This window comes from Pseudomonas syringae, assembly GCF_023278085.1.
Taxonomy (GTDB): Bacteria; Pseudomonadota; Gammaproteobacteria; order Pseudomonadales; family Pseudomonadaceae; genus Aquipseudomonas; species Aquipseudomonas syringae_Q.
The window spans coordinates 4,179,048-4,200,295 of the sequence record NZ_CP066265.1 but is presented as its reverse complement, the minus strand read 5'-3'; the positions used below and the strand labels follow the sequence as shown (position 1 = coordinate 4,200,295).

The following is a 21,248-nucleotide window of genomic DNA, read 5'->3' as shown; positions in this document are numbered from 1 at the left end:
ATGTCGATCGTTCCTTACCCAAGGAACGATCGACAGCGGTATGCCACTCAGCCCTTCCACACCTGAGGGTTGACCAGATCCTGAGGCCGCTCGCCCAGCAGCGCACTGCGCAGGTTGTGGTAGGCGCGATCAGCCATGGCCTGGCGGGTTTCAGTGGTGGCCGAGCCGACGTGGGGCAGGGTGACGGCGTTCTTGAGCTGGAACAGCGGCGACTCGCTCAGCGGCTCTTTTTCGTAGACGTCCAGGCCAGCGCCGCGAAGGGTGCCGTTCTGCAAGGCTTCGATCAGTGCCGGCTCGTCGACAATCGGGCCGCGGGCGATGTTGATCAGAATCGCGCCGGGCTTCATCAGGCCCAACTCGCGACGACCTATCAGGTGTTTGGTCTTCTCGCTTAACGGCACGACCAGGCAAACGAAATCCGCTTCGGCGAGCAGTTGATCCAGGCTGCGAAATTGCGCGCCCAGTTCCTGTTCAAGTTCGGTCTTGCGGCTGTTGCCGCTGTACAGGATCGGCATGTTGAAGCCCAGACGACCACGCCGCGCAATCGCCGCGCCGATATTGCCCATGCCGACGATACCCAGCGTCTTGCCGTAAACGTCGGTGCCGAACTGCGGCGCTTCGATGCTGCGGGTCCACTGTCCGGCTTTGGTGAAGGCGTCCAGCTCGGCGACGCGCCGGGCGCTGCTCATGATCAGGGTGAAACCCAGGTCAGCGGTGGTTTCGGTCAACACGTCCGGGGTATTGGTGAGCAGAATGCCGCGCTCGCTGAGGTAACCGACATCGTAGTTGTCGTAGCCCACCGAAATGCTGGACACCACCTCCAGTTTCGCAGCATGTTCCAGCTGTTCGCGGCCCAGCTTGCGACCCACGCCGATCAGCCCGTGGGACTCGGGCAGGGCTTCGTCGAACTGGGCGTTGATGTCACCCTTTTTGGAATCGGGCACGATCACGTTGAAGTCTTGCGACAGACGCTCAGCCATTTCAGGGGAAACACGGCTGAAGGCGAGTACGGTTTTTTTCATCGGGCAGTCACTCTTGAGCGGTTGAATGAGTAGCACGCTAACATTCCTGTCCGCCCTTTGGCAGCCGCTTTTTGCAGTTGTACGATGTCAGGAAGAGGCTTTGAGTGCCTGCACGTGCAAATCGGCTTCATCGGCCGCGAGGATTTCCGGCAGCGAGCCGCGCAGGTATTCGACCCAGGTTCTGATCTTGGCATCCAGGTACTGGCGCGACGGGTAGATGGCGTACAGGTTCAGCTCCTGCGAGCGGTAGTCGGACAGCACACGCACCAGGGTGCCGTTGCGCAGACCGTCGATGGCCGAATAGATCGGCAGAATACCGATGCCCATGCCGCTGGAGATCGCCGTTTTCATCGCGTCCGCTGAGTTGACCAGCAAGGGCGAGCTGTTGATGGTGACCATTTCCTGGCCATCCGGGCCGTCGAACAGCCACTTTTCCAGCGGGAACACCGGGCTCACCAGGCGCAGGCACGCATGGTTCAGCAGGTCGGCAGGTTTATGTGCCATGCCAAATGTCCTGACGTACTCGGGGGAGGCGCAAACAATGCTGTAGGTGATGCCCAGGCGTTGCGACACGAACCCCGAGTCTGCCAGTTCGCTGGCCAGCACGATCGACACGTCAAAGCCTTCTTCGAGCAAGTCCGGGACGCGATGCGTCATGGTCAGGTCGAACGCGACGTCAGGGTGATTGCGTCGATAGCGGGCGATGGCATCGATCACGTAGTGCTGGCCGACACCGGGCATCGAATGCACCTTGAGTTGCCCGGCCGGGCGCGCGTGGGCGTCGCTTGCTTCGGCCTCGGCTTCTTCCACCGAGGCGAGAATCTGCTCGCAGCGCAGTAAATAGCGTTTGCCTGCCTCAGTGAGCGCGATGCGCCGGGTGGTGCGGTTGAGCAGACGGGTCTGCAGGTGCGCCTCCAGGTTGGAGACCGCGCGCGAGACGTTGGCCGTGGTGGTGTCGAGCACGGCAGCGGCAGCTGTGAAGCTGCCCGCTTGCGCCACACAGCTGAAGGCACGCATGTTTTGCAGGGTGTCCATGAGTACTTCTCTGAGATGATGGCAAATTGTGACATGAAGTAACGGGCGCATGTCAGCCAGACCAAAGCATTATCACCGTGTCGGTAACAAAGATTCACACAACTCCCCGCTTATCGCCGTGCGGCGCGCCACCTAGAATCGCCGCCATCGCCTGTGTATCACCTCCGCTCGGGAACTCGCCGCTGTGCCGCGTCGTATCATCAGAGGGCTCAAGCCCCTCGGTATTCTGGCTTTGACGCTGGTCATCAGCGGTTGCATCGGAACCCATGGCATCCAACCGTACGGCAGCCTGTTGCCCGCTGACAGTCTGGCGACCGATCAGGCTATCCAGAGCGCTGCACACGATGCCCGCTGGCCGACAGCGCAGTGGTGGCACGCTTATAGTGACGCACAACTGGATCGCTGGATCGAACTCGCAACGCTGGGCAGCCCCAGCCTGGCGATCGCTGCTGCACGGGTGCGACAAGCGAAAGCGATGGCAGGCATTGCCGAGTCCAGCGAGTCGCTGCAGATCCAGAGCAGCGCGAGCCTGCAACGCCATGATTGGCCGAACGACCAGTTTTATGGGCCGGGCGCCCTGGCCGATACTCGCACCTGGGACAACAATGCGTCGCTGGGCCTGAGTTACTCGCTCGATCTGTGGGGCCGCGAGCGCAATGCCAGCGAGCAAGCCCTCGACCTGGCCCACGTGAGCGCTGCCGAGTTGCGTCAGGCACAACTCGAATTACAGGAAAATATCGTCCGCGCCTACATTCAACTGGCCCTGAATTACGCCCGTCTGGACATCGCCGAGGCGGCGCTGGACCAGCAGCAACAGATCCTTGAGCTGGCACAACGTCGTCTGCAAGGCGGCCTCGGTACGCATTTCGATGTCAGCCAGGCCGAGACGCCCTTGCCCGAAGCGCATCGGCAGATCGATGCGCTGGAGGAGGCCATTGCACTGAGTCGCAATCAATTGGCAGCGCTGGCCGGCAAGGGACCGGGGCAGGGCGTTGATTTGCAGCGACCGGTCTTGTCGTTGCACAGCACATTGAAACTGCCTTCGACACTGCCTGCCGAGCTGCTCGGTCAGCGGCCTGACGTGGTAGCCGCTCGCTGGCAGGTCGAGGCGCAGGCGCGCGGTATCGACGTGGCCCGTGCAGGCTTTTATCCGGACATCGATCTGGTCGGCAGCCTGAGTTACATGGCCACGGGCGGCGGCATGCTGGAGTTTCTGAGCGGCAGCAAGCTGGGTTACAAAGTCGGCCCTGCCATCAGCCTGCCGATCTTCGACGGTGGACGATTACGTGCGCAACTGGGGCAGGCGTCGGCCGGTTATGACTTGGCGGTGGCGCATTACAACCAGACGCTGCTTATGGTGCTGCGGAGCATTTCCGATCAGTTGATCCGTCGCGCGTCGATGGACAAGCAGCAGGTGTTCGCTGCCCGGTCGGTGGCGTCGGCGCAGAAAACCTATGACATCGCCCTGATTGCCTGGCAACGCGGCCTGACTGATTACCTGAACGTGCTCAACGCCCGGACGCAGCTCTTCCAGCAACAGCAAATACAGCAGCGGGTCGAGGCGGCACGATTGAACGCCTATGCCGGGCTGGTAGTGGCGCTGGGTGGCGGGTTGTCGGCAGGCAACGAACCCGGATCATGGTGATGATCAACAGCCTGCAACGCCTCTCAGCCTTGCCCTGGCGGCGCGGGTTCAACAGTTGGGCGCGCAGCGACGGGGTGACGTGGATTTACATCTTCAAGGTGTTGATCGCCGCCTTTCTGACCTACTGGCTGGCGCTGCGCCTGGAGTTGCCGCAACCGCGCACGGCGCTGATCACGGTCTTCATCGTGATGCAGCCGCAGAGCGGGCAGGTGTTTGCCAAGAGTTTCTATCGACTGCTGGGCACATTGGCCGGATCGGCGCTGATGGTGTTGCTGATGGCGCTGTTCGCGCAAGACCCGGTGCCTTTCCTTGGCTGTCTGGCGCTGTGGGTCGGAATCTGCTCGGCTGGCGCGGCGCGTTATCGCAACTTTCGTGCTTACGGGTTTGTGCTCGCCGGTTACACCGCAGCGATGGTCGGTCTGCCAGCACTGGCCCATCCGCAAGGTGCGTTCATGGCGGCCGTGTGGCGCGTGCTGGAAATCACGCTGGGCATTCTCTGCTCAACGGCCGTCAGTGCGGCGATTCTGCCGCAGAGCTCCAGCGCCGCCATGCGCAACGCGCTGTATCTGCGCTTCGGGGTATTCGCTCGCTTCGTGGCCGAAGGCCTGCGCGGCGATATTTCACGCGCGGCGTTCGAGACCGGCAACGTGCGTTTTGTTGCAGAGGCCATCGGCCTTGAGGGCATGCGCAGCGTCACGGTCTTCGAAGACCCGCACATGCGGCGGCGCAACGGCCGGCTCAATCGCCTGAACAGCGAGTTCATGGCCGTCACGACGCGCTTCAATGCGCTGCACCAGTTGCTCGAACGGCTTCGTAAACAGCACGCCGCGGCCGTGTTGACGCATATCGATCCCGGCCTGGAAACCCTGGCCGACCTGCTCGACGCGTTTGCTGATCGCGCCCTGACCAACGACGACGCCGCTGTGTTGGTCAGGCGCCTGGAGACCTGCAAGGCGCAGTGGCCAGACCGGGTCAGACGCTTACGCAGTGCGCTGGAAAACACCGCGCCGAGCGAAGCTGAGCGGTTGGACTTTCACACGGCATTCGAGCTGCTGTACCGGCTGATCAGCGAGCTGCTCGATTACGCTCGGACCCACGCGTCACTGGCCGATCACACCCATGTACGTGAGCAGTGGAAAGAGTCGTTCGTATCGCGCACCCACTGGTTGACCGCGCTGGCGGCCGGTGTTCGCGCCACCAGTGTGGTGGGATTGATGAGTGCCTGGTGGGTGCTGACCGCCTGGCCCAGTGGCGCCAGCATGATCCTGGCGTCGGCCGCCACGGTGGCGCTGTCATCGACCACCCATAACCCGAAGCGCATGTCCTTTCAGATGGCCAGCGGCACATTGCTTGGCGCGCTGCTCGGCTTTATCGAAACCTTCTTTCTGTTCCCGCATATCGACGGTTTTGCCCTGTTGTGCATGCTGCTTGCTCCGATCTTCATGTTCGGCGCGTTTCTCGGCTCGCGCCCGCAATGGACGGGATACGGTCTGGGGCTGTTGATCTTTTTCAGCCTTGGATCGGTGCCGGACAACCTGACGATCTATAACCCTTACACCTTCATCAACGATTACATCGCGATGGTCATCGGCATGCTGATTTGCGCAGCGGCGGGCGCAATCATCCTGCCGCCGAACAGCCGCTGGATGTGGCAGCGGCTGGAGCAGGCGCTGCGCAATCAGGTGGTGTTCGCGATCAGTGCACCGCTGCATCGTCTCGGTTCCAGCTTCGAAAGCCAGACCCGCGACTTGATGCACCAGGCCTACGGTCTGGCCATCAGCAAGCCATTGGTGCAACGTGCGCTGCTGAGCTGGATGTTCGTGGTGCTGGAAATCGGTCACGCGATCATCGAGTTGCGCCGCGAGCAGGCTGTCTTGCCGATTCATCCCGCTTACGCTGACTACCAGCCTTGGCGCATCGCGTTGAGGATCATGGGCCGGGCGTTGGTCCGCCTGTTCATCCAGCCCGATCCTGTCAACCTGCAACGTTGCCTGTTGGCCGTCGATCAGGCGATCCAGCGGGTGCAGGAAGCCGATGAACCGTTTGCCTCGCACTTCGACACTTCAGTGTTGCGGCGGGTGAAAAGCTACCTGCACTTCATCCGCACTTCGCTGCTTGACCCGCAGTCACCGCTGGCTGCCTACGGCCTTGGCCACACGTATTCAGGACCAGCGCATGCCGCGTGAAATAGCCTTCCACGGTCTGTACATGCCGACCCTGACCCTGATGTTTCTGATCGCTGCGGCCCTGGCCTGGGCGTTGGATCGGCTGCTGGCCGGTTTCGACCTGTATCGGCTTTTCTGGCACCCGGCGTTGCTGCGCCTGAGCCTGTTCGTCTGCATCTTCGGCGCTCTGGCGCTGCCTCTATATCGCTGATATCTGTTCGAGAATCATCTGGATGAAAAAGTTTTTCAGTCTGATCGCCACCTTGCTGGTGCTCGCCCTTGCGCTGTGGATCGGCCGGGCGCTGTGGGTCGATTACATGGACACGCCATGGACCCGCGACGGCCGAGTGCGCGCAGACATCATCAATGTGGCTGCCGATGTGTCGGGCACCGTGGTGGAGGTGCCGGTGCGCGACAATCAATGGGTCAAACGTGGCGATTTGCTGATGCAGATCGACCCCGAGCATTACCGGATTGCCGTCAGGCAGGCGCAGGCATTGCTGGCGTCGCGCAAGGCCACCTGGGAGATGCGCAAGCTCAACGCCAAGCGCCGCGCCGACATGGATGAATTAGTGATCTCGGCAGAAAACCGTGACGACGCGAGCAACGTCGCCACCTCGGCACTGGCGGATTATCAACTGGCGCAAGCGCAACTGGAGGCCGCGGAGCTGAACCTGTCACGTACTCGGGTGCTGGCCGCAGTGGACGGCTATGTCACCAACCTGAACGTGCACCGCGGTGACTACGCGCGCATCGGCGAAGCGAAAATGGCCGTGGTCGACATGAACTCGTTCTGGGTCTATGGCTTCTTCGAGGAAACCAAACTGCCGCACCTCAAGGTGGGTGATCCGGCTGATCTGCAACTGATGAGCGGCGAAGTGCTCCAGGGCCACGTCGAGAGCATCGCCCGAGGCATCTACGACCGCGACAACCCGCAAAGCCGCGAACTCATCGCCGACGTGAACCCGACCTTCAACTGGGTACGCCTGGCCCAGCGCGTGCCGGTGCGCATTCACCTGGATCAGGTACCAGAGGGCGTGTTGCTGGCAGCAGGGATGACCTGCACCGTGATCGTCAGGCCGGTCGAGGGCTGATCATCAAGGACGCAGAGCGTGCAGAATGGCGTGCCACGAGAGTTACAGAAATCTCATTCCTCACGCTCCAGCGCTCAGCGTTATACGTAAGCCCAACTGACTCGCGCACAGTGCGTTGGCATGCATGGATGTCATGCCACGCCCGTAGCCACTGCCTATAAAAGCGCTTTTTTATCGCGAAGGAACCCGACGAAGTCGGGCCGGAAACAGGAGCGAGAGGGTTTGCCTACTTTGGCCTCATCAAAGTAGGTCGCCGAGGGGAGAACAGGGGGCTCGAGTCGAGCCTGAATCTGTCTGATATCGCAGAACCGTGTGACGCAGAGCGTCACGAAATGCATTACCACGCGGAGCGTGGGAACGAGAACCAACGTCGCACTCTGCGTCGCCAGTGCCATCGCGATAAAAAAGCGCTTTTATGCGCAGTCGCTAAGGGCGAGGCATGACGCCCTGCGTCACCGGCCAGCCACTACAGATCAGTATCCAGCCCAAAGCGCCTTCTCAAGCCTTTCTCCAGCAGCCCCTTGGGCAACAGCCACGCCATCAGCGGCAGGATGCGCGAGCCGTTGCCTATGCGCAGCTGGCGTGGAGGGTTGGCGTGTTGCACGGCTTTGAGCAGTTCGCGGGCCAGAACGGCGGCGGGTGTCGGGTTATCCAGCGACGCTTTGGCACGTGCGCGGATGCCTTCACGGATCGGCCACCAGGGCGACTGCTCACTGATTAACTGTTCGGCTTCGTGACTGGCGTTTTTTGCGAAGCTGGATGCAATCGCGCCCGGTTGCACTTCCATCACTTGCACGCCGAACGGCGCCAGCTCCATACGCAGGGCATCACTCAGGGCGTGAACGGCGGCCTTGGACGCGCAATAAGCGCCCGCGAACGGGGTGACCAGAACACCCGAAACGCTGCCAATGTTCACCACCCGCCCTTTGTTGCGCCGCAGTGCCGGGAACAGGGCCCGGGTAACACCGACAATCGAGAAGACGTTGGTTTCAAACTGCCGCTGCAACGCCTCCACACCACCGTCCAGCAGCGGGCCCATTGCGCCGTAACCTGCGTTGTTGATCAACACATCCAGCCCGCCGTGTTCCAGTCTGGCTGCCAGTTGCGCCAAGGCCACACCATCGTTGACGTCCAGTTGCACGGCAATAAAACCGCCAGCGCTGAGTGCCGCGACGTCTTCCGCCTTGCGCGCAGTGGCCCAGACTTCATACCCAGCGGCCTTGAATGCATCGGCCAGGGCGCGGCCTATTCCGCTGGAGCAGCCGGTTATAAGAGCAATAGGCATGTTTACGATCCTTGTGGTCAGTCCGAGAAACTGCCTTGCAGATGTTCTGCGCGAAATTCCAGGGTTTGCGGGCGGTAGCCGTTACGTAGTGCAGGCAACGGCACACAATCCTGCCACGCCGCCTTTGCCTGAAGCTGGCCGGGGCCGCGATAGCGTGCAGAAGTGTAGGTGTTGTCCACCAGATTCACGGTGTCCCCCGGCGCGTAGGCCGCGATCCGCCAGTGCAGCTCCAGCAGGGCAGCCTGATTGTCGTTGGTGATCGAAACGCGCAGCGGCCGGTCTGCCGGGCAACCTTGCGGGTCGTAACCAAGCTGGATGTCCAGACGTTCCAGCTGGCGCGTTTCCCGGCTGTCCTGCCAGATCACGATGGCCGCCACAATCCCCAGCCCCGCCGCCGCTGCGAGCGACACTGGCAAGGCCTTGGCGGGATAGCGCAGCAACAGGATCAGCCAGGTCAGGATTAACAAAATGCCGATAAACATGCAGCGGATCTCCAGCCGTAGGCAGTGCTGGACATCCTACAGACATTGCAGACGGGTTGACCAATGGGCAGATACCAGGCCGGTAGAGGACTTGGCGGTGGTCGGCACCTGTCATAAGTGCCAGTAGGCGACATCGGTTCAGTCATCTAGATTGTGGGCAGCAAGGAATATTCCGGGTTCTCTGGATTAGCTGCAGGTCCCTGTCATGGTCGAAAGCTTATTCATTCTGCATCAGTACACGCCTGCGCTACAGTCAGTGGACCCGCGCGGGTTGTCTGTGGCGTCGATTCTGCTGTGTCGTTCGAGCATCGACCACGAGCCGGAAATGCGCATCAGCCGGGCGTCATTCGACGTTGCCGGGCGACTGGTCAGCCGTTGGGACCCGCGCCTGTGGGCTGATCACGCTCCCGCCAACCTCACCTCAATCCATTCGCTCAGCGGTCAGGTGCTGGCCATTGACAGCGTCGATGCTGGCCGGCGAGTGTCGTTAGCGGGGGAGGCCGGGCAGGTGCTGGAGGCCTGGGACGCTCGGGGCGTTGCGCGACGTACCGGGTACGACGCGTTGCTCAGGCCCACCGAGGTTTTTGAAGATGAGCACTGCGTCGAACGTCTTCTCTATGGCGGCCCTGATTCGACTGATCACAACCAGTGTGGTCAGTTGATTCGTCATGACGATCCGGCAGGCACGCGGCTTGACGATGAGTACGGTCTTTCCGGAAGTGTGATCAGTCAAACGCGGCGCTTCCTGCAAAACCTCGACGAGCCTGACTGGCCCGAGTCGTTGACCGGGCGCGATGCCTTGCTGGAGCCTGGCGAAGGGGCGACTACTCGCTGGCGCTACAACCCCTTGAACGAAACCCTCCGGCAGACTGATGCGCTGGGCAATGTTCAGTTTCTGGATTACACCGTTGCGGGGCAGTTGAAAAGCAGTCGTTTACAGCTGGATGGTCAGGCTGAAAAAGTACTGGTCAGTTCCATTCAGTACGACGCGCAACAGCGGGTTATGTCGGAAACGGCGGGTAACGGAGTGATGAGCACTGCGCGGTATGACACTGAAGACGGCCGTTTGCTGGCGCTGAATGCCACGCGTAGTAATGGGCAACTGTTGCAGGATTTGCGTTACGACTACGACCCGGTCGGTAATGTGATGCGTATCGACGATCTTGCTCTGCCAGCCATCTCCAAAGGTCAGCGCATCGACTCGGTTTCGACCTATCAATACGACACGCTTTATCAACTGATCGAAGCCACGGGCAGGGAATGGGCAGTCGTTAACCACGGCCCGGTGCTGCCTGGTTTCCAGAGTCCTGCCGATCCTTCGAAGCTGGCTGATTACACACAGACCTATCGCTACGACGCGGGCGGCAACCTGCAGCAGCTTACCCATACAGGCACGCAGTCCCATTCGCGTACGCTGGTCACCGCGCGTTACAGCAACCGCAGTCTGCCGGTGATTGATGACCACATACCTGACGAAGCACAAATCGCCGCTGCCTTCGACGTCAACGGTAATCTGCTTGCCTTGCAAGCCGGACAAAACCTGAGCTGGGATCGACGCAACCAGTTGCAGCAAGTGCGCCCCGTCGTTCGCGACAACGGCATGGACGACAGCGAACGCTACAGTTACGACGCCAGCGGTCAGCGTCTGCGCAAGGTGCGCACCACGCAGGCTAAAAGCATTACTCATACTGCCGACGTGCGTTACCTGCCCGGTCTTGAAGTCCGTACCGATACTGCCACTGGCGAAACCCTGCACGTTGTTGTGGCCCAGGCCGGGCGCAATAACGTGCGCGTGCTGCATTGGGCGTCTGGAAAGCCCGACGCACTTGAAAATGATCAGACTCGCTACACATTGAACGACCACCTGGGCTCTAGCACGCTGGAACTGGACGGGCAGGCGCAGCGTGTCAGCCAGGAAATGTATTACCCGTTTGGTGGCACATCATGGTGGGCAGGTCGCAATGCGATCGAAGCGAGCTACAAGACCGTGCGTTATTCGGGCAAAGAGCGCGATGCGACGGGGCTTTATTATTACGGGTTGCGGTATTACGCACCGTGGTTGCAGCGGTGGATCAATCCTGATCCGGCGGGAGCCGTGGAGGGTGTGAACTTATACCGTATGGTTAGAAACAATCCGCTGAGTAGGCGCGATAGTTTAGGTTGCAATAGTTATGACGTTTTAAATGAACAAGAAATGATGTGGCGTAACAACGGTGGAACGTTTGTGGCGCGTGGATTGGATAACTTTCCGAGCCAACATAAAGAGATCGTCAGGTCATCAATTTTTTTGGGAAAACAATGGTTGTCCAGTGCGTCAAGGCATTTACAAGAGAAGCCTCTTCACCGCTATACGGAATTAGTGATGGGCGCTACCTTTGGGCAAGACTGGGCAGATAGTGATAACGACCCGTCAGGGCTGATAGCTTCTCTGCAGGAACGGTTGACGGAGGTGGATAAAGTTTTGGGACCGTTGGAAAACTCTGAGAGTTGGAGATTACAGTTGGTCGAAGGTGATGGTGATGACTTTAATGGCATGACGTTAAAAACCCCTGCTCAGGGAAAAATGATCTGGTTAAATAAAACCTATTTAGAAAGCTCTCACAGTGTAGGAATTGCTAAAACCATGGTGCATGAAAGCTCTCACGCTGTTCCAGTGCGGGGCGCTGGTTCCTACACCCGTGACTTTTGGTATATGTCATCACTCTTGGCAAATACGGCATCCAGTGAGGATGTCGAAGATTACATGGAAATACACGTTAATCGATCTAAATTAATAAACGCTCAGGCACCCGTTGAAGAAGGGATGACGCCTTCTGACAGAATAGAATATCAAAATCTGATGGATAAAATGCTGACGGCTGGCCAGTTGCCAAAGTCAATAGATGCTAAGGAACGCTCGGAAATATTCGTCGAAGATCCCGCTGTGAGGCAGTCTATAGTCTTGAGAAACGCCGACTCACTTGCGGCGTTTGCCTTACAGTTTCATAGACCGCGCTGAATGTGCAACGAGGACGGTACTGTTCGCATTCAGATAAGTAAAAGCCCCCAGCAACGCTTTGCGCATAAAAATACGCAAAGCGTTGCTGAGGGCTATCTCACTTGCAGCTGGCAGCTAAAACCCTATCAGCGAGCGATAGTCTGGGTCTTCACACCCGCTTCCAGCGCATTCGAACGACCGTAGATATCTTCGAAACGCTCGATATCGTCTTCGCCCAAATAGCTACCCGATTGCACTTCGATGATTTCCAACGGGATCTTGCCCGGGTTTTTCAGGCGATGCACCGAGGCGATCGGGATGTAGGTGGACTGGTTCTCGGTGAGCAGGAACACGTTTTCGTCGCAGGTCACCTGCGCAGTACCGGATACCACGATCCAGTGCTCGGCACGGTGGTGGTGCATTTGCAGCGACAGGCAGGCGCCCGGCTTGACCGAGATGCGCTTGACCTGGAAGCGGCCGCCCATGTCGACCGAATCGTAAGAACCCCACGGACGATACACTTCGAGGTGGTTCTGGGTTTCGCTGCGGCCACGCTCGTTCAGGGTGGCGACCATCTGCTTGACGCCCTGAACCTTGTCTTTGTGGGCGATCATCATGGCGTCTTTGGTTTCGACAACGACGATGTTGTCCAGACCGATGACCGACACCAGTTTGCCGTTGCCGTGGATCATGCAGTTGCGGCTGTCCTGAATGACGACATCGCCTTTGGTGACGTTGCCGTTGGCATCTTTAGCATTGACTTCCCACAGCGACGACCAGCAGCCGACATCGCTCCAGCCAGCCGACAGCGGCACAACGCAGGCGCGCTGGGTTTTTTCCATGACCGCGTAGTCGATGGAGTTGTCCGGGCAGCAGGCGAAGGTTGAGGCATCGATTTCCAGGGCGTCGCCGTCCTGAACGCTGCGCTCAAGCGTCAGCAGGCAGGTGTCGTAGATGTCCGGATCGTGCTTTTTCAGTTCTTCCAGGAAGCGGCTGGCGCGGAACAGGAACATGCCGCTGTTCCAGTAGTAGCCACCGGCTTCAACGAATTCCTTGGCGCGTTTTTCGTCAGGCTTCTCGACGAATTGCGACACGCGGCTCACGCCTTCCGGCAGCAGGGCGTCGGCGGTCGACTTGATGTAGCCATAGCCGGTTTCCGGCTTGTTGGCAGGCACACCGAACAGCACCATTTCGCCACGCTCAGCGGCGACAGTGGCCAGAGCCAGTGCGCGTTGCAGGGCTTTCTGATCTTCGATGACGTGGTCGGCAGGCAGCACCAGCATCAGGCCGTCGTTGCCTTCGTTGACCAGCTTCATGGCGGTCAGGGCAACGGCTGGCGCGGTGTTGCGACCAAACGGTTCCATCAGAATGGCCTGGGTGTCCAGGTTCAGCGCAGCAAGTTGCTCGTTGACGATGAAACGGTGGTCCTTGTTGCAGACCACGATAGGCTCCTGCATGCCTTCGAACAGCAGACGCTCCAGGGTTTGCTGGAACAGCGTGTGCTCGCCGGTCAGTGCCAGGAACTGTTTAGGGAATTGTTTACGCGAAAGCGGCCAGAGTCGTGAACCACTACCGCCTGACAAGATAACTGGAATCATTTTGTTTCTCCAAAAGCATTCAATTAGGGCTGTACGAGGTGTCTGTCGTTTCTGTCTTGTTCTTGTTCCGCGCAGGCCGGTTCAACGCTGATACCCTGAACCGACCGGCATAATCCGTATTAGCGGGTTGCAACCGGTGGCTTGACCCATACTGGCGAGAGGCTGCTGCCACTGCCGGTGATGTAGAGCACGGCGGCTTCGCCACGCTCCAGCGCCACGGGTTTCACATCGGTGACTTTCTTGTCGCCGTCGTACAGCGCCAGGCTGACCTTGACCGGGTTGATTTCACGCTCGCCGGTGCCTTTGGCCGCTACAGCCTTGACCACATCGGTCTTGCCGTCAGCGGTTTTCAGGGTCAGGGACTTGTCGCTCAGGTTCTGAACGCGAACCAGGGATTTCTGCTTGTTCTTGAACGGTGGTTCTTCAACCAGTTGTGGCTTGCCGCTGGCGTTGTTGACCAGGGTGTAATAGTGATCACCGGCCAGTTTCACCGGCAGGCTCTGGCTGCCCAGCTTGGCGGTGTAGTCGCCCTGTGGCATGAAGCTGAACGCGGTGCTGCCCAGTGGCGCCACTTCGTTGAGGTTGGTGTTGCCGACGCTGGCGCTGATTTCTGCGCTGCTGGCGTTGTAGACACGCACGAACGTCGAGCCTTTCGGGGCAGTCGGGCCGTACAGGGCGGAGTCACCTGCGAACGCTTGCAGGGACATCAGGCCCAGACCGGCGGCCAGTGCGCAGGTTTTGAACAGGCGTTTTGCGGCCGAACGGTTAGCAGTAGTGGTAAAAGTCATGAGTCAGTCCTCTCAGTTTTGCGCCCGGTTGGGCGACTCGGATTGTTTGGCGTTGAGCGCCACGTTTTCTTGGGTGTCACGCGATTTCTTCAGCTCGGCGATCCACTTGGGATCAAACTCGCCAAGGTCGTTGTGTGCCGGCAGATAGCGCTCCGGGAATTCCCAGATAACCACTTGCGGCGGAGTGTTCTTGAACGCGTCGGTCTGCAAGTACTTGAGCATCGGCAGAATCGGGCCATGGCCGTCTTCGGCGTAGTTGACGACGTCACTGCGCAGCGCCTGTTTCAGGGCACCGACGAAGTTCCAGTTAGGATTGGCGCTGTAGCTGGTGCCCACCAGACCCACCGGGATGTCGCTGTCGGCGAACAGTGCGTCATCGCCCGCGGCTGCGCCTTCTACCGGATCGGTGCTGCGTTTCTGCAAATCGTCCGGTTTGGGCAGCAGATTGCTGAACAGCGGATCGAGTGGCAGGAATGTAGTCAGGTCACCTTTGTAGGGTTCAGTTCCCTTGGCTTGTGTGACGAACTGCTCAGGTTCACCTTGCAGCGGGGTCTTCTGGGCAATTGCCGCGCTCAGTTGCTGTGCGGCAACTTCGGCACCCATCGGGGTCCAGTGTGTGTCGGTACGCAGGAACACCTGGCCCTGTTGCTTGGCGGCTTGCAGCGGTCCCAGCAGGTCCGGGGCGAAGATCCCGGCCTTGGCCACCTGCTCGTGGAACTGCTGATACAGATCGACGTGCAGGCTGGCAGGCTTGGTATCACCGACATGTTCCGGGTACAGACGGGTTTTTGCCGGAACAATGGCCAGAACCAGTTTGCTGCCCTGTTTTTCCAGTGCGTCGCGAACACCCTGAATCAGTGCCAGGTTGTCGGCTTCGTTCTGTTCGCCATTGGCGACGGCATCGAACTCTTCGTCGGTGTACAACCACTGGTCTTTGCCCAGTACCACGCCGGGACGGCCTTCGTTGAAGAGTTTGAAATCCAGCGCCGCCCAGAGGTTGGTGCCCAGACGCTTGATCGGGAACTCATCGTCGTAATGAGTTTCCGCCGCCTTGGTCCACTTGCCGTTGAGCACGGTGGTTTCTGCCGACGTCGAGAAGGTGCTGAAACTGCGCAGCGACCAGATCCCGAGGGCCAGCAGGATGCCCAGAAAGATGGCGATATAGAGGATTCGTAATGAACGTGTCATGTCAGGCCCCTCAGAACTGGAAGTAAAGGAACGGCGAGAAGCTTTGCGCCGAGAGTTTGAGAATCGAAGCCACGAACAACAGCAGAATCAGTGCGCGCATCGCGTAGCGTGGCCAGTCGGCTTCCCAATAGGCCGGTTGCACCTGAGCTTCGCTGCCCACGGTGTAGCCAGGCATATGCAGGCTGCCAGGCGCGTCGCCAGGAACCGCCTTGATGGTGCCCGGTTGGGCCGTTGCAGGACCGTCAGCCTTGGCGCTCTTGCCGGTGTCTTTTTCACGGTTCTGGTAGAAGTCACGCAGACCGAAGAACGCCAGCGTCAGGTAAGCCACCACCAGCGTTGCCACTTGCAAACCGGTCAGGCTGGCGCGGTTGAGTTCGGACAATTGCCATTCGCCGAAGCTGAACATGGCACTGTACATACGACCGGCAACGTGCAGGTTCTCGGAGCGGAAGATGACCCAGCCTATGACTACCAGCAGGAAGGTCAGTGCCCAGCGAATCACATTGAAGCTGTAAGGCTTGGTGTTGATGCCGACCGCTTTTTCGATCGCCAGCCACATGCCGTGCCAGGCACCCCAGATGATGTAGGTGACGTTGGCGCCGTGCCACAGGCCGCCCAGCAGCATGGTCAGAAACAGGTTGCGATAAGTCGCGAACTTGCCGCCACGGTTGCCGCCCAGGGTGATGTACAGGTAATCACGCAGCCAGGTGGACAGGCTGATATGCCAGCGCCGCCAGAACTCGGTGATCGACTGACTGATGTAAGGCTGTTTGAAGTTTTCCATGAAGCGGAAACCCATCATCAAGCCCAGGCCGATGGCCATGTCGCTGTAACCGGAAAAGTCGAAGTACAGTTGCGCGGTGTAGGCCAGCGCGCCGAGCCAGGCATCGCCCGTGGTCGGGTTTTGCAAGGCGAAGCAATGATCGGCGACCACTGCCAGGGTGTCGGCGATGAACACTTTCTTGATGAAGCCCTGCATGAATCGCGTGGCGCCTTCGGAGAATTTGTCCAGTGTGTGGGTACGGTTGTTGAACTGGTCCGCCAGATCGCGGAAGCGCAGCACCGGGCCTGCAATCAGGTGCGGGAAGATCGCCACGAAGGCCGCAAAGTCGATCAGGTTGCGTGTCGCTGGAGTGTCGCCGCGATACACGTCGATGATGTAGCTGATGGACTCGAAGACATAAAACGAGATACCGATCGGCAACAGCACGTGAGTCAGGATGAACGGTTCCAGGCCCATCGAGGTCATGGCCGCGTTGATGCTGTCCACACCGAAGTTGGCGTACTTGAAGTAGCCCAGGATGCACAGGTCCACTACCACGCCAAGCAGCAACCATTTCTGTGCCGGTTTGGTTCGTACGCCGGCCGCGCCCACTTTGAGGCCGATCCAGTAGTTCCAGACCGTCACGCCGATGAACAGGGCCAGGAAGTCCACACGCCACCAGGCGTAGAAGATATAGCTGGCAATCAGCAGCAGCAGATTGCGATAGCGTTGCCCGCTCAGGTAGTACAAGCCGAGGAAAATCGGCAAGAACAGGAACAGGAACACGTTGGATGAGAAAACCATCCTTATCTCTCCGTTGGTCCAACATTCAAGGGCTCAAAGCCCCCCCAAACCCCCCGTTGAAAAGGGGGGCAAATCACTTCACAGCGTGTTCTCGAAGCTGGTCAGGCGAGATCCGGTTTTATGGATGCATCGCCTGGACTTGTGTCTTCGCGGACACGTCCGCTCCTACAACCAATGGCGAATCAAGAACCGTCTTTGTCGCCCTTGTCGCCTTTTTCATGCGTCGGGTCGTAGACCTTGGTCAGGTCACCGCCCAGGCGGAAGGTCTTGAATGGCTGCTTTTCGTGTTTCTCTTCCAGCACATCCGGGCTGCAGGAGTAGAGCGAGCAGTACGGTTCGAGCCAGGCGAATTTCGGGTCCTTCTTGAGGTCCGTCATGTCCTGTTTTTCACCGTTGTGTTCAGCAAACGATGCGGGGTCTTTGACGCCGGCCAGAACACGGTCACCCAGACGCTTCAAGGCGCCATTGTTTTCCTGACGCAGATCCACACCGTTGGCCTGGGCGAAACTGGCAATCATGGCCAGCGGCGGCAGGGCGTAGTTGTGATACGACAGCGCACGCTGGCGACGCTTCATTTCGTTGGGCAGGAAACCGTCCTTGTCCACCTGGTTGGCGGCGACCTTGAATTCCTTGACTGCCCAATCGAACAGGTCCTGACGATTGGTCACGACAGCAGTTGCCATCACCGACCAGGCGGCCCAGTAAGAGTGGTTATTGATTTTTTCCAGCGGCAGATTGCTCCAGTCGCTGACCACCTGATCGGCCAGTTTGCTGAACCAGGCTTCAATGATCTGTGCTTCCTGCTGACGATTGGCCAGCGGATGCGATTCGGAGAATTTCAGGCGCAGGTAGGCGGACGACATGCTGCCCAATGCCCATTTGCGCATGGATTTGCCGGTGTGGTTGAACTCGCGGGACTCCAGCGCGTCGGCCTTGGCCCAGGTGGTCATCATGTTCAGTGCGCAGTCGAGCTGTTCGGGACGCCCGTCGCGCATGTACTGCATCACGATTTTGCTGACGCCACGCTCAAGGTCGGTGATGTCCTTGGTCGCGTCGCGAAAGGCTTCTTCGGAGACTGCATTGAGGGTCGAGCGAGCCTTGTCCGAACCTTCGTACTTGCTGCGGAACACCAGCTTGTCGGTGTACGGCTTGGGAATGGCTTCACAGGTAAAGTTGTGATCGCCAGTCTTCATCTTCTCGATGGGAGCGTCGTAACCCTTGGGTGGAACCAGCGCGGCGGACGCGCCCGCAGCCCAGGCCATCGATGACAGGATTGCCATCGACAGCAGGGTAGGGCGGATCAGTTTAGGAGTCTGCATTATTCACCTCATAGTCCGGCTTGAGCGTTGTGTTTCGCGACGCCCGGGAACACGTTGCGTTTGCATACTTTGGCTTCGACTTTCTGTGGTGCGGTGCCTGCTTCCGGTCCCTGGATTTCCAGTGCCAGCAGTTGCTGGTTGGCCCAGTCCTCGTCTTCGCGCAATTCGAACGAAAAACGTCCATCTGTATCGGAAGTTTCAGGTTTCTCGATTTTCAGATCTTCGTGGCGACCGTTCATGTACCAGAGCCTGGCCTGAAGGGTTTTCACCGACGTGTCGTCAAATTTGATGTCAATCTGATTGCTGCCGTTGCGGATGTCCTTGATACCGTTCTTGCCGTTGACCAGCACTTCATTGGTGCCCGGCTTGAGGGTCGTGCTGGCGCTCATGACCGCAGGCTTGCCTTCGCAGCCGTTGTCCAGCAGGGACATCATCTGGCGATAGATGGTTTCCTGGTCCAGGCGGTACAGCGGCGAGAATTCCCAGATGAGAATCTTCGGTGGACGCTTCTGGAAGTCTTCGCTGCCCAGGTACTGCAACATCGCGCCTTCCAGACCACCGCCGGGGAATGCCACGTTCAGCACGTCGGCGCTGAGGTCTTCCTGAAGGAAGCCGCCGAAGTTGTAGTTTTTGCCACTGTGGCTGGTGCCGACCAGAGTGATTTCCGGGTTGCCGGAGTCGCCGAACAGGTCACCGTCGCCAGCCTCCCCCTTGGGTTCGGTGCTGAACTGGTCCATGTACTGCACCGCATAGCTGGTGGCGCACAATTGGCCTGCCATGTTGTGCAGGGTGCCGTTCTTGCCCATGCGGCCGGTGATGTGGCTTTCGAACTCACGCTTCGGAATACCGGAATAGGACGGGATCTTTTTCACGGTTTCGGCGACGATCTTCGCGGTACGCTGGGCGCCATATGGCGTCCAGTGCTGGTCACCGCGGAAGTAGAAGTCATGCGCCTGCTGCTCGTTGGTCAACGGCGACAGATCCGGTACCCAGTAGCCCAGTTTGCTGAAGCGCCCGAGCATGGCCTGATAGTTTTTCAGTGCCTTGTCGTAGTCGAACTTCTCGCGATCAGCCGGGAACAGTTTGTTGCGATCCACCAGGCCACGGGTCGGCTGATAAACCACCACCAGCTCGACGCCTTTGCTCTTGAACGCATCGTGCAGTTCTTTCAGGCGGCGGTAGCCGGCGGGCGTAGTGTCGAACTCGGTGCGCAGGTCTTCCTGAGTACGGAACAGCCAGTCACCCTGCGCCTGGATCAGCGTGGTGAAGTTCTGCTGGTAGCGCGAAACATAGTTTTTCGCGTCGTGCGCGGCCGGGCACAGGCTGCAGCATGGCTCGGCCTTGAAGGTCGGCGCTTGCGAGTCGTCCGCGCGCGCTACACCGGCGGCGGCCATCAGCGCGGCGGTGAGGCTGGACAGACTCAACAGCTTGATCAAATGTGCGTGCATAGCAATACCCTTCCTCATTCCTGCAGCTCGGTCTGGCTTTCGACCGGGTCGATCAATACGGCTTTCTTCTGGCGTACCAGCAGGTCGAGGATTTCGTCCTGGCGATCACCGAGGATGCCGTTGAGGCTTATGCCCACTTCTTTGGTCGGCATCAGCATCGAGACGCGATACAGCTCGACGCTCAATGGCGAATCAATGGACAGCGGACCAGAGCCGTTGCCGGCCAGCTCGCCACCGACCAGGATCAGCGACACCTGAGCGTCGAACGGGTCGAGCTCGATGTCGCGGTCGGTGTCGCTCAGGTCCTTGATGTGGCCGTAGACGCCCATCAGACCGTTGGCTGTGGCGACGTTTTCGTACAGCTTGATGTTCACGCTGTTGCGCACGCGGATACCGTGGCGGCGATTGGCAATGACGCGATTGCCCCACAGCAGGTTGTTGCCGCTTTCGTACAGGGTGATGCCGTCGGTGTGGTTCTGATAAATCTCGTTGTAAGCGACGATGTTGCCGACACTGTTACGGTCCAGAACCACGCCGGACAATTTGTTGTTGTGGCTCTTGTTGCGGAAGATGAAGCTGTTGTCCACTTCCCGGGAAATAATGATCCCGTGCTTCTTCTTGGTTCCGTACACGTCGTTTTCGGCGATGATCAGACCGTGTGAACGGTCGTGCGGGTCAATGCCGTAAACGATGTTGTCGCGGTAGGTGTTGCCCTTGACCACGAAGTCACGGGTTTCATAGCAGTAGAAGCCGTACCACATGTCCGAGAATTCAGAATCGATGATCCAGCCGGTGGGCTCGGGACGCTTGAGAACCTTCGCGGTGTTGGGCGTGTACTGGGAAATACTGATGCCGTACGACTTGCTCTGGTCGTAGCCCATGCTCGCCATTTTGGTGTTGGCGATCCAGGTTTCCGAGCCGCCCCAGGTCAGCAGGAACGGGCGAAACTCTTCGGGCTTGCGATAAGTCGCCAAGCCGTTGCGGGCTTCACTCCAGGCGTTGACCTGAGTGTGGGTGATCAGCATCTTGCCTTCGCTGACGATGAACGAACCCTTTTCCTGAGACAGACGCAATTCCTTGGTCTTGCTGTCAATCTCGAAGATCCCGGTTTCTTTGACCAGAATCGGCAGGCGCGCTACGTAGACACCCGGCGATACTTCGTCAAGAAACTGCTTCGGAACCTTTTTCGCCAGATCCTGCAGGCTCACGTAACCGTCGGAAATCATGATGGCCTGGGGGATGCCCCGCTGACGGTTGACCCACTCGGCCATCTTGTTGTCGCCGCCGATGAATTCCTTCAGGCCGGTTTCTTCCATCATCCGCGAGACGGTGACCTTGCCCGGCTTGGTGCGCACGATCTTTTTCAACGCGGCCTCGGCGGTATAGCCCTTGAGGTCGGGCAGTACCGGCTTGGCCATTTCCAGCGGCGCGGTGGGCGGGCTGGTGATGGTGTAAGTCTTGGCCTGCTGCAGGCCCTTGACCAGCTTCGGGGTCTCGGGGACGACAGGCGCGTTGGCCAGCGCGACGCTGCTGGCCATCAGCAGGGCGCCGGTCAGCACTGCGCTTTCGAGCAGGGCATGTGACCAGTTGCGACTGCGCCCGTTGCTAGCTTGACTGTTCATCTCTCGCACTCCT

Annotated in this window: 16 protein-coding genes; 5 read left to right on the top strand and 11 right to left on the bottom strand. The window is 59.2% G+C overall.

Features of this window, described 5'->3' with window-relative positions; translation table 11 throughout:
- Window positions 1–47 precede the first annotated feature (47 nt).
- Entirely contained in the window at window positions 48–1,022 is a 975-nt protein-coding gene (locus I9H07_RS18720; RefSeq protein WP_236424088.1) for a 2-hydroxyacid dehydrogenase, read from the bottom strand.
- An 87-nt stretch (window positions 1,023–1,109) separates the two neighbouring features.
- Window positions 1,110–2,057, bottom strand: coding sequence for a LysR family transcriptional regulator (locus tag I9H07_RS18715; protein WP_024673752.1), 948 nt, complete (start codon window positions 2,055–2,057; stop codon window positions 1,110–1,112).
- 184 nt (window positions 2,058–2,241) lie between these two features.
- Here I9H07_RS18715 and I9H07_RS18710 point away from each other — a divergent pair, with 184 nt between their 5' ends.
- The 4 genes from I9H07_RS18710 to I9H07_RS18695 are packed head-to-tail and all read left to right on the top strand — an operon-like array spanning window position 2,242 to window position 6,961.
- A complete protein-coding gene (locus I9H07_RS18710; protein ID WP_236424061.1) occupies window positions 2,242–3,702 on the top strand; it encodes an efflux transporter outer membrane subunit in 1,461 nt (486 codons plus the stop codon).
- On the top strand, window positions 3,702–5,888 hold the full coding sequence (locus I9H07_RS18705) for an FUSC family protein (RefSeq protein WP_058390872.1): 2,187 nt from the start codon (window positions 3,702–3,704) through the stop codon (window positions 5,886–5,888). Before I9H07_RS18710 ends, I9H07_RS18705 begins: the two co-directional genes overlap by 1 nt.
- The gene (locus I9H07_RS18700) at window positions 5,878–6,078 is read left to right on the top strand and encodes a DUF1656 domain-containing protein (RefSeq protein WP_024673749.1); all 201 of its coding nucleotides are present in this window, start codon (window positions 5,878–5,880) and stop codon (window positions 6,076–6,078) included. Before I9H07_RS18705 ends, I9H07_RS18700 begins: the two co-directional genes overlap by 11 nt.
- Window positions 6,079–6,100: 22 nt before the next feature.
- Window positions 6,101–6,961 carry an efflux RND transporter periplasmic adaptor subunit gene (locus I9H07_RS18695; RefSeq protein WP_024673748.1) on the top strand — a complete coding sequence of 287 codons (861 nt, stop codon included), beginning with the start codon at window positions 6,101–6,103 and terminating at the stop codon, window positions 6,959–6,961.
- A 466-nt stretch (window positions 6,962–7,427) separates the two neighbouring features.
- Here the strand turns inward: I9H07_RS18695 and I9H07_RS18690 are convergent, their stop codons facing one another.
- Together I9H07_RS18690 and I9H07_RS18685 are read right to left on the bottom strand one after the other, a co-directional pair.
- On the bottom strand, window positions 7,428–8,246 hold the full coding sequence (locus I9H07_RS18690) for an SDR family oxidoreductase (RefSeq protein WP_058393108.1): 819 nt from the start codon (window positions 8,244–8,246) through the stop codon (window positions 7,428–7,430).
- A 17-nt stretch (window positions 8,247–8,263) separates the two neighbouring features.
- Complete coding sequence (locus I9H07_RS18685) at window positions 8,264–8,728, bottom strand: hypothetical protein (protein WP_024673745.1); 465 nt, start codon at window positions 8,726–8,728, stop codon at window positions 8,264–8,266.
- Window positions 8,729–8,933: 205 nt separating this feature from the next.
- Here I9H07_RS18685 and I9H07_RS18680 point away from each other — a divergent pair, with 205 nt between their 5' ends.
- Entirely contained in the window at window positions 8,934–11,726 is a 2,793-nt protein-coding gene (locus I9H07_RS18680; protein ID WP_236424063.1) for an RHS repeat domain-containing protein, read from the top strand.
- A 125-nt stretch (window positions 11,727–11,851) separates the two neighbouring features.
- On the opposite strand, the gene I9H07_RS18675 is transcribed toward I9H07_RS18680, so the two are convergent.
- The 7 genes from I9H07_RS18675 to algG form a co-directional block, all read right to left on the bottom strand.
- A complete protein-coding gene (locus I9H07_RS18675; protein ID WP_024673744.1) occupies window positions 11,852–13,303 on the bottom strand; it encodes a mannose-1-phosphate guanylyltransferase/mannose-6-phosphate isomerase in 1,452 nt (483 codons plus the stop codon).
- A gap of 119 nt (window positions 13,304–13,422) precedes the next feature.
- Window positions 13,423–14,091 carry an alginate O-acetyltransferase AlgF gene (locus I9H07_RS18670; RefSeq protein ID WP_024673743.1) on the bottom strand — a complete coding sequence of 223 codons (669 nt, stop codon included), beginning with the start codon at window positions 14,089–14,091 and terminating at the stop codon, window positions 13,423–13,425.
- Window positions 14,092–14,103: 12 nt separating this feature from the next.
- Window positions 14,104–15,279 carry an alginate O-acetyltransferase gene (locus I9H07_RS18665; protein WP_236424065.1) on the bottom strand — a complete coding sequence of 392 codons (1,176 nt, stop codon included), beginning with the start codon at window positions 15,277–15,279 and terminating at the stop codon, window positions 14,104–14,106.
- 10 nt (window positions 15,280–15,289) lie between these two features.
- On the bottom strand, window positions 15,290–16,846 hold the full coding sequence (locus I9H07_RS18660; RefSeq protein ID WP_024673741.1) for an MBOAT family O-acyltransferase: 1,557 nt from the start codon (window positions 16,844–16,846) through the stop codon (window positions 15,290–15,292).
- 182 nt (window positions 16,847–17,028) lie between these two features.
- Window positions 17,029–18,165, bottom strand: a complete 1,137-nt coding sequence (locus I9H07_RS18655) for a mannuronate-specific alginate lyase (RefSeq protein ID WP_024673740.1) — start codon at window positions 18,163–18,165, stop codon at window positions 17,029–17,031.
- A gap of 8 nt (window positions 18,166–18,173) precedes the next feature.
- Window positions 18,174–19,613 (bottom strand): alginate O-acetyltransferase AlgX-related protein, encoded by a 1,440-nt coding sequence (locus I9H07_RS18650; protein WP_024673739.1) that lies wholly within the window; start codon window positions 19,611–19,613, stop codon window positions 18,174–18,176.
- A gap of 14 nt (window positions 19,614–19,627) precedes the next feature.
- Window positions 19,628–21,235 carry a mannuronan 5-epimerase AlgG gene (gene algG, locus I9H07_RS18645; protein WP_236424067.1) on the bottom strand — a complete coding sequence of 536 codons (1,608 nt, stop codon included), beginning with the start codon at window positions 21,233–21,235 and terminating at the stop codon, window positions 19,628–19,630.
- Window positions 21,236–21,248 lie beyond the last annotated feature (13 nt).

Excerpts from the sequence above, each read along its gene's own strand:
- I9H07_RS18720 (WP_236424088.1), bottom strand. The coding sequence starts at position 1,022 with ATGAAAAAAACCGTACTCGCCTTCAGCCGTGTTTCCCCTGAAATGGCT.
- I9H07_RS18715 (WP_024673752.1), bottom strand. The coding sequence starts at position 2,057 with ATGGACACCCTGCAAAACATGCGTGCCTTCAGCTGTGTGGCGCAAGCG.
- I9H07_RS18705 (WP_058390872.1), top strand. The coding sequence starts at position 3,702 with ATGATCAACAGCCTGCAACGCCTCTCAGCCTTGCCCTGGCGGCGCGGG.
- I9H07_RS18700 (WP_024673749.1), top strand. The coding sequence starts at position 5,878 with ATGCCGCGTGAAATAGCCTTCCACGGTCTGTACATGCCGACCCTGACC.
- I9H07_RS18695 (WP_024673748.1), top strand. The coding sequence starts at position 6,101 with ATGAAAAAGTTTTTCAGTCTGATCGCCACCTTGCTGGTGCTCGCCCTT.
- I9H07_RS18690 (WP_058393108.1), bottom strand. The coding sequence starts at position 8,246 with ATGCCTATTGCTCTTATAACCGGCTGCTCCAGCGGAATAGGCCGCGCC.
- I9H07_RS18685 (WP_024673745.1), bottom strand. The coding sequence starts at position 8,728 with ATGTTTATCGGCATTTTGTTAATCCTGACCTGGCTGATCCTGTTGCTG.
- I9H07_RS18680 (WP_236424063.1), top strand. The coding sequence starts at position 8,934 with ATGGTCGAAAGCTTATTCATTCTGCATCAGTACACGCCTGCGCTACAG.
- I9H07_RS18675 (WP_024673744.1), bottom strand. The coding sequence starts at position 13,303 with ATGATTCCAGTTATCTTGTCAGGCGGTAGTGGTTCACGACTCTGGCCG.
- I9H07_RS18670 (WP_024673743.1), bottom strand. The coding sequence starts at position 14,091 with ATGACTTTTACCACTACTGCTAACCGTTCGGCCGCAAAACGCCTGTTC.
- I9H07_RS18665 (WP_236424065.1), bottom strand. The coding sequence starts at position 15,279 with ATGACACGTTCATTACGAATCCTCTATATCGCCATCTTTCTGGGCATC.
- I9H07_RS18660 (WP_024673741.1), bottom strand. The coding sequence starts at position 16,846 with ATGGTTTTCTCATCCAACGTGTTCCTGTTCCTGTTCTTGCCGATTTTC.
- I9H07_RS18655 (WP_024673740.1), bottom strand. The coding sequence starts at position 18,165 with ATGCAGACTCCTAAACTGATCCGCCCTACCCTGCTGTCGATGGCAATC.
- I9H07_RS18650 (WP_024673739.1), bottom strand. The coding sequence starts at position 19,613 with ATGCACGCACATTTGATCAAGCTGTTGAGTCTGTCCAGCCTCACCGCC.
- algG (WP_236424067.1), bottom strand. The coding sequence starts at position 21,235 with ATGAACAGTCAAGCTAGCAACGGGCGCAGTCGCAACTGGTCACATGCC.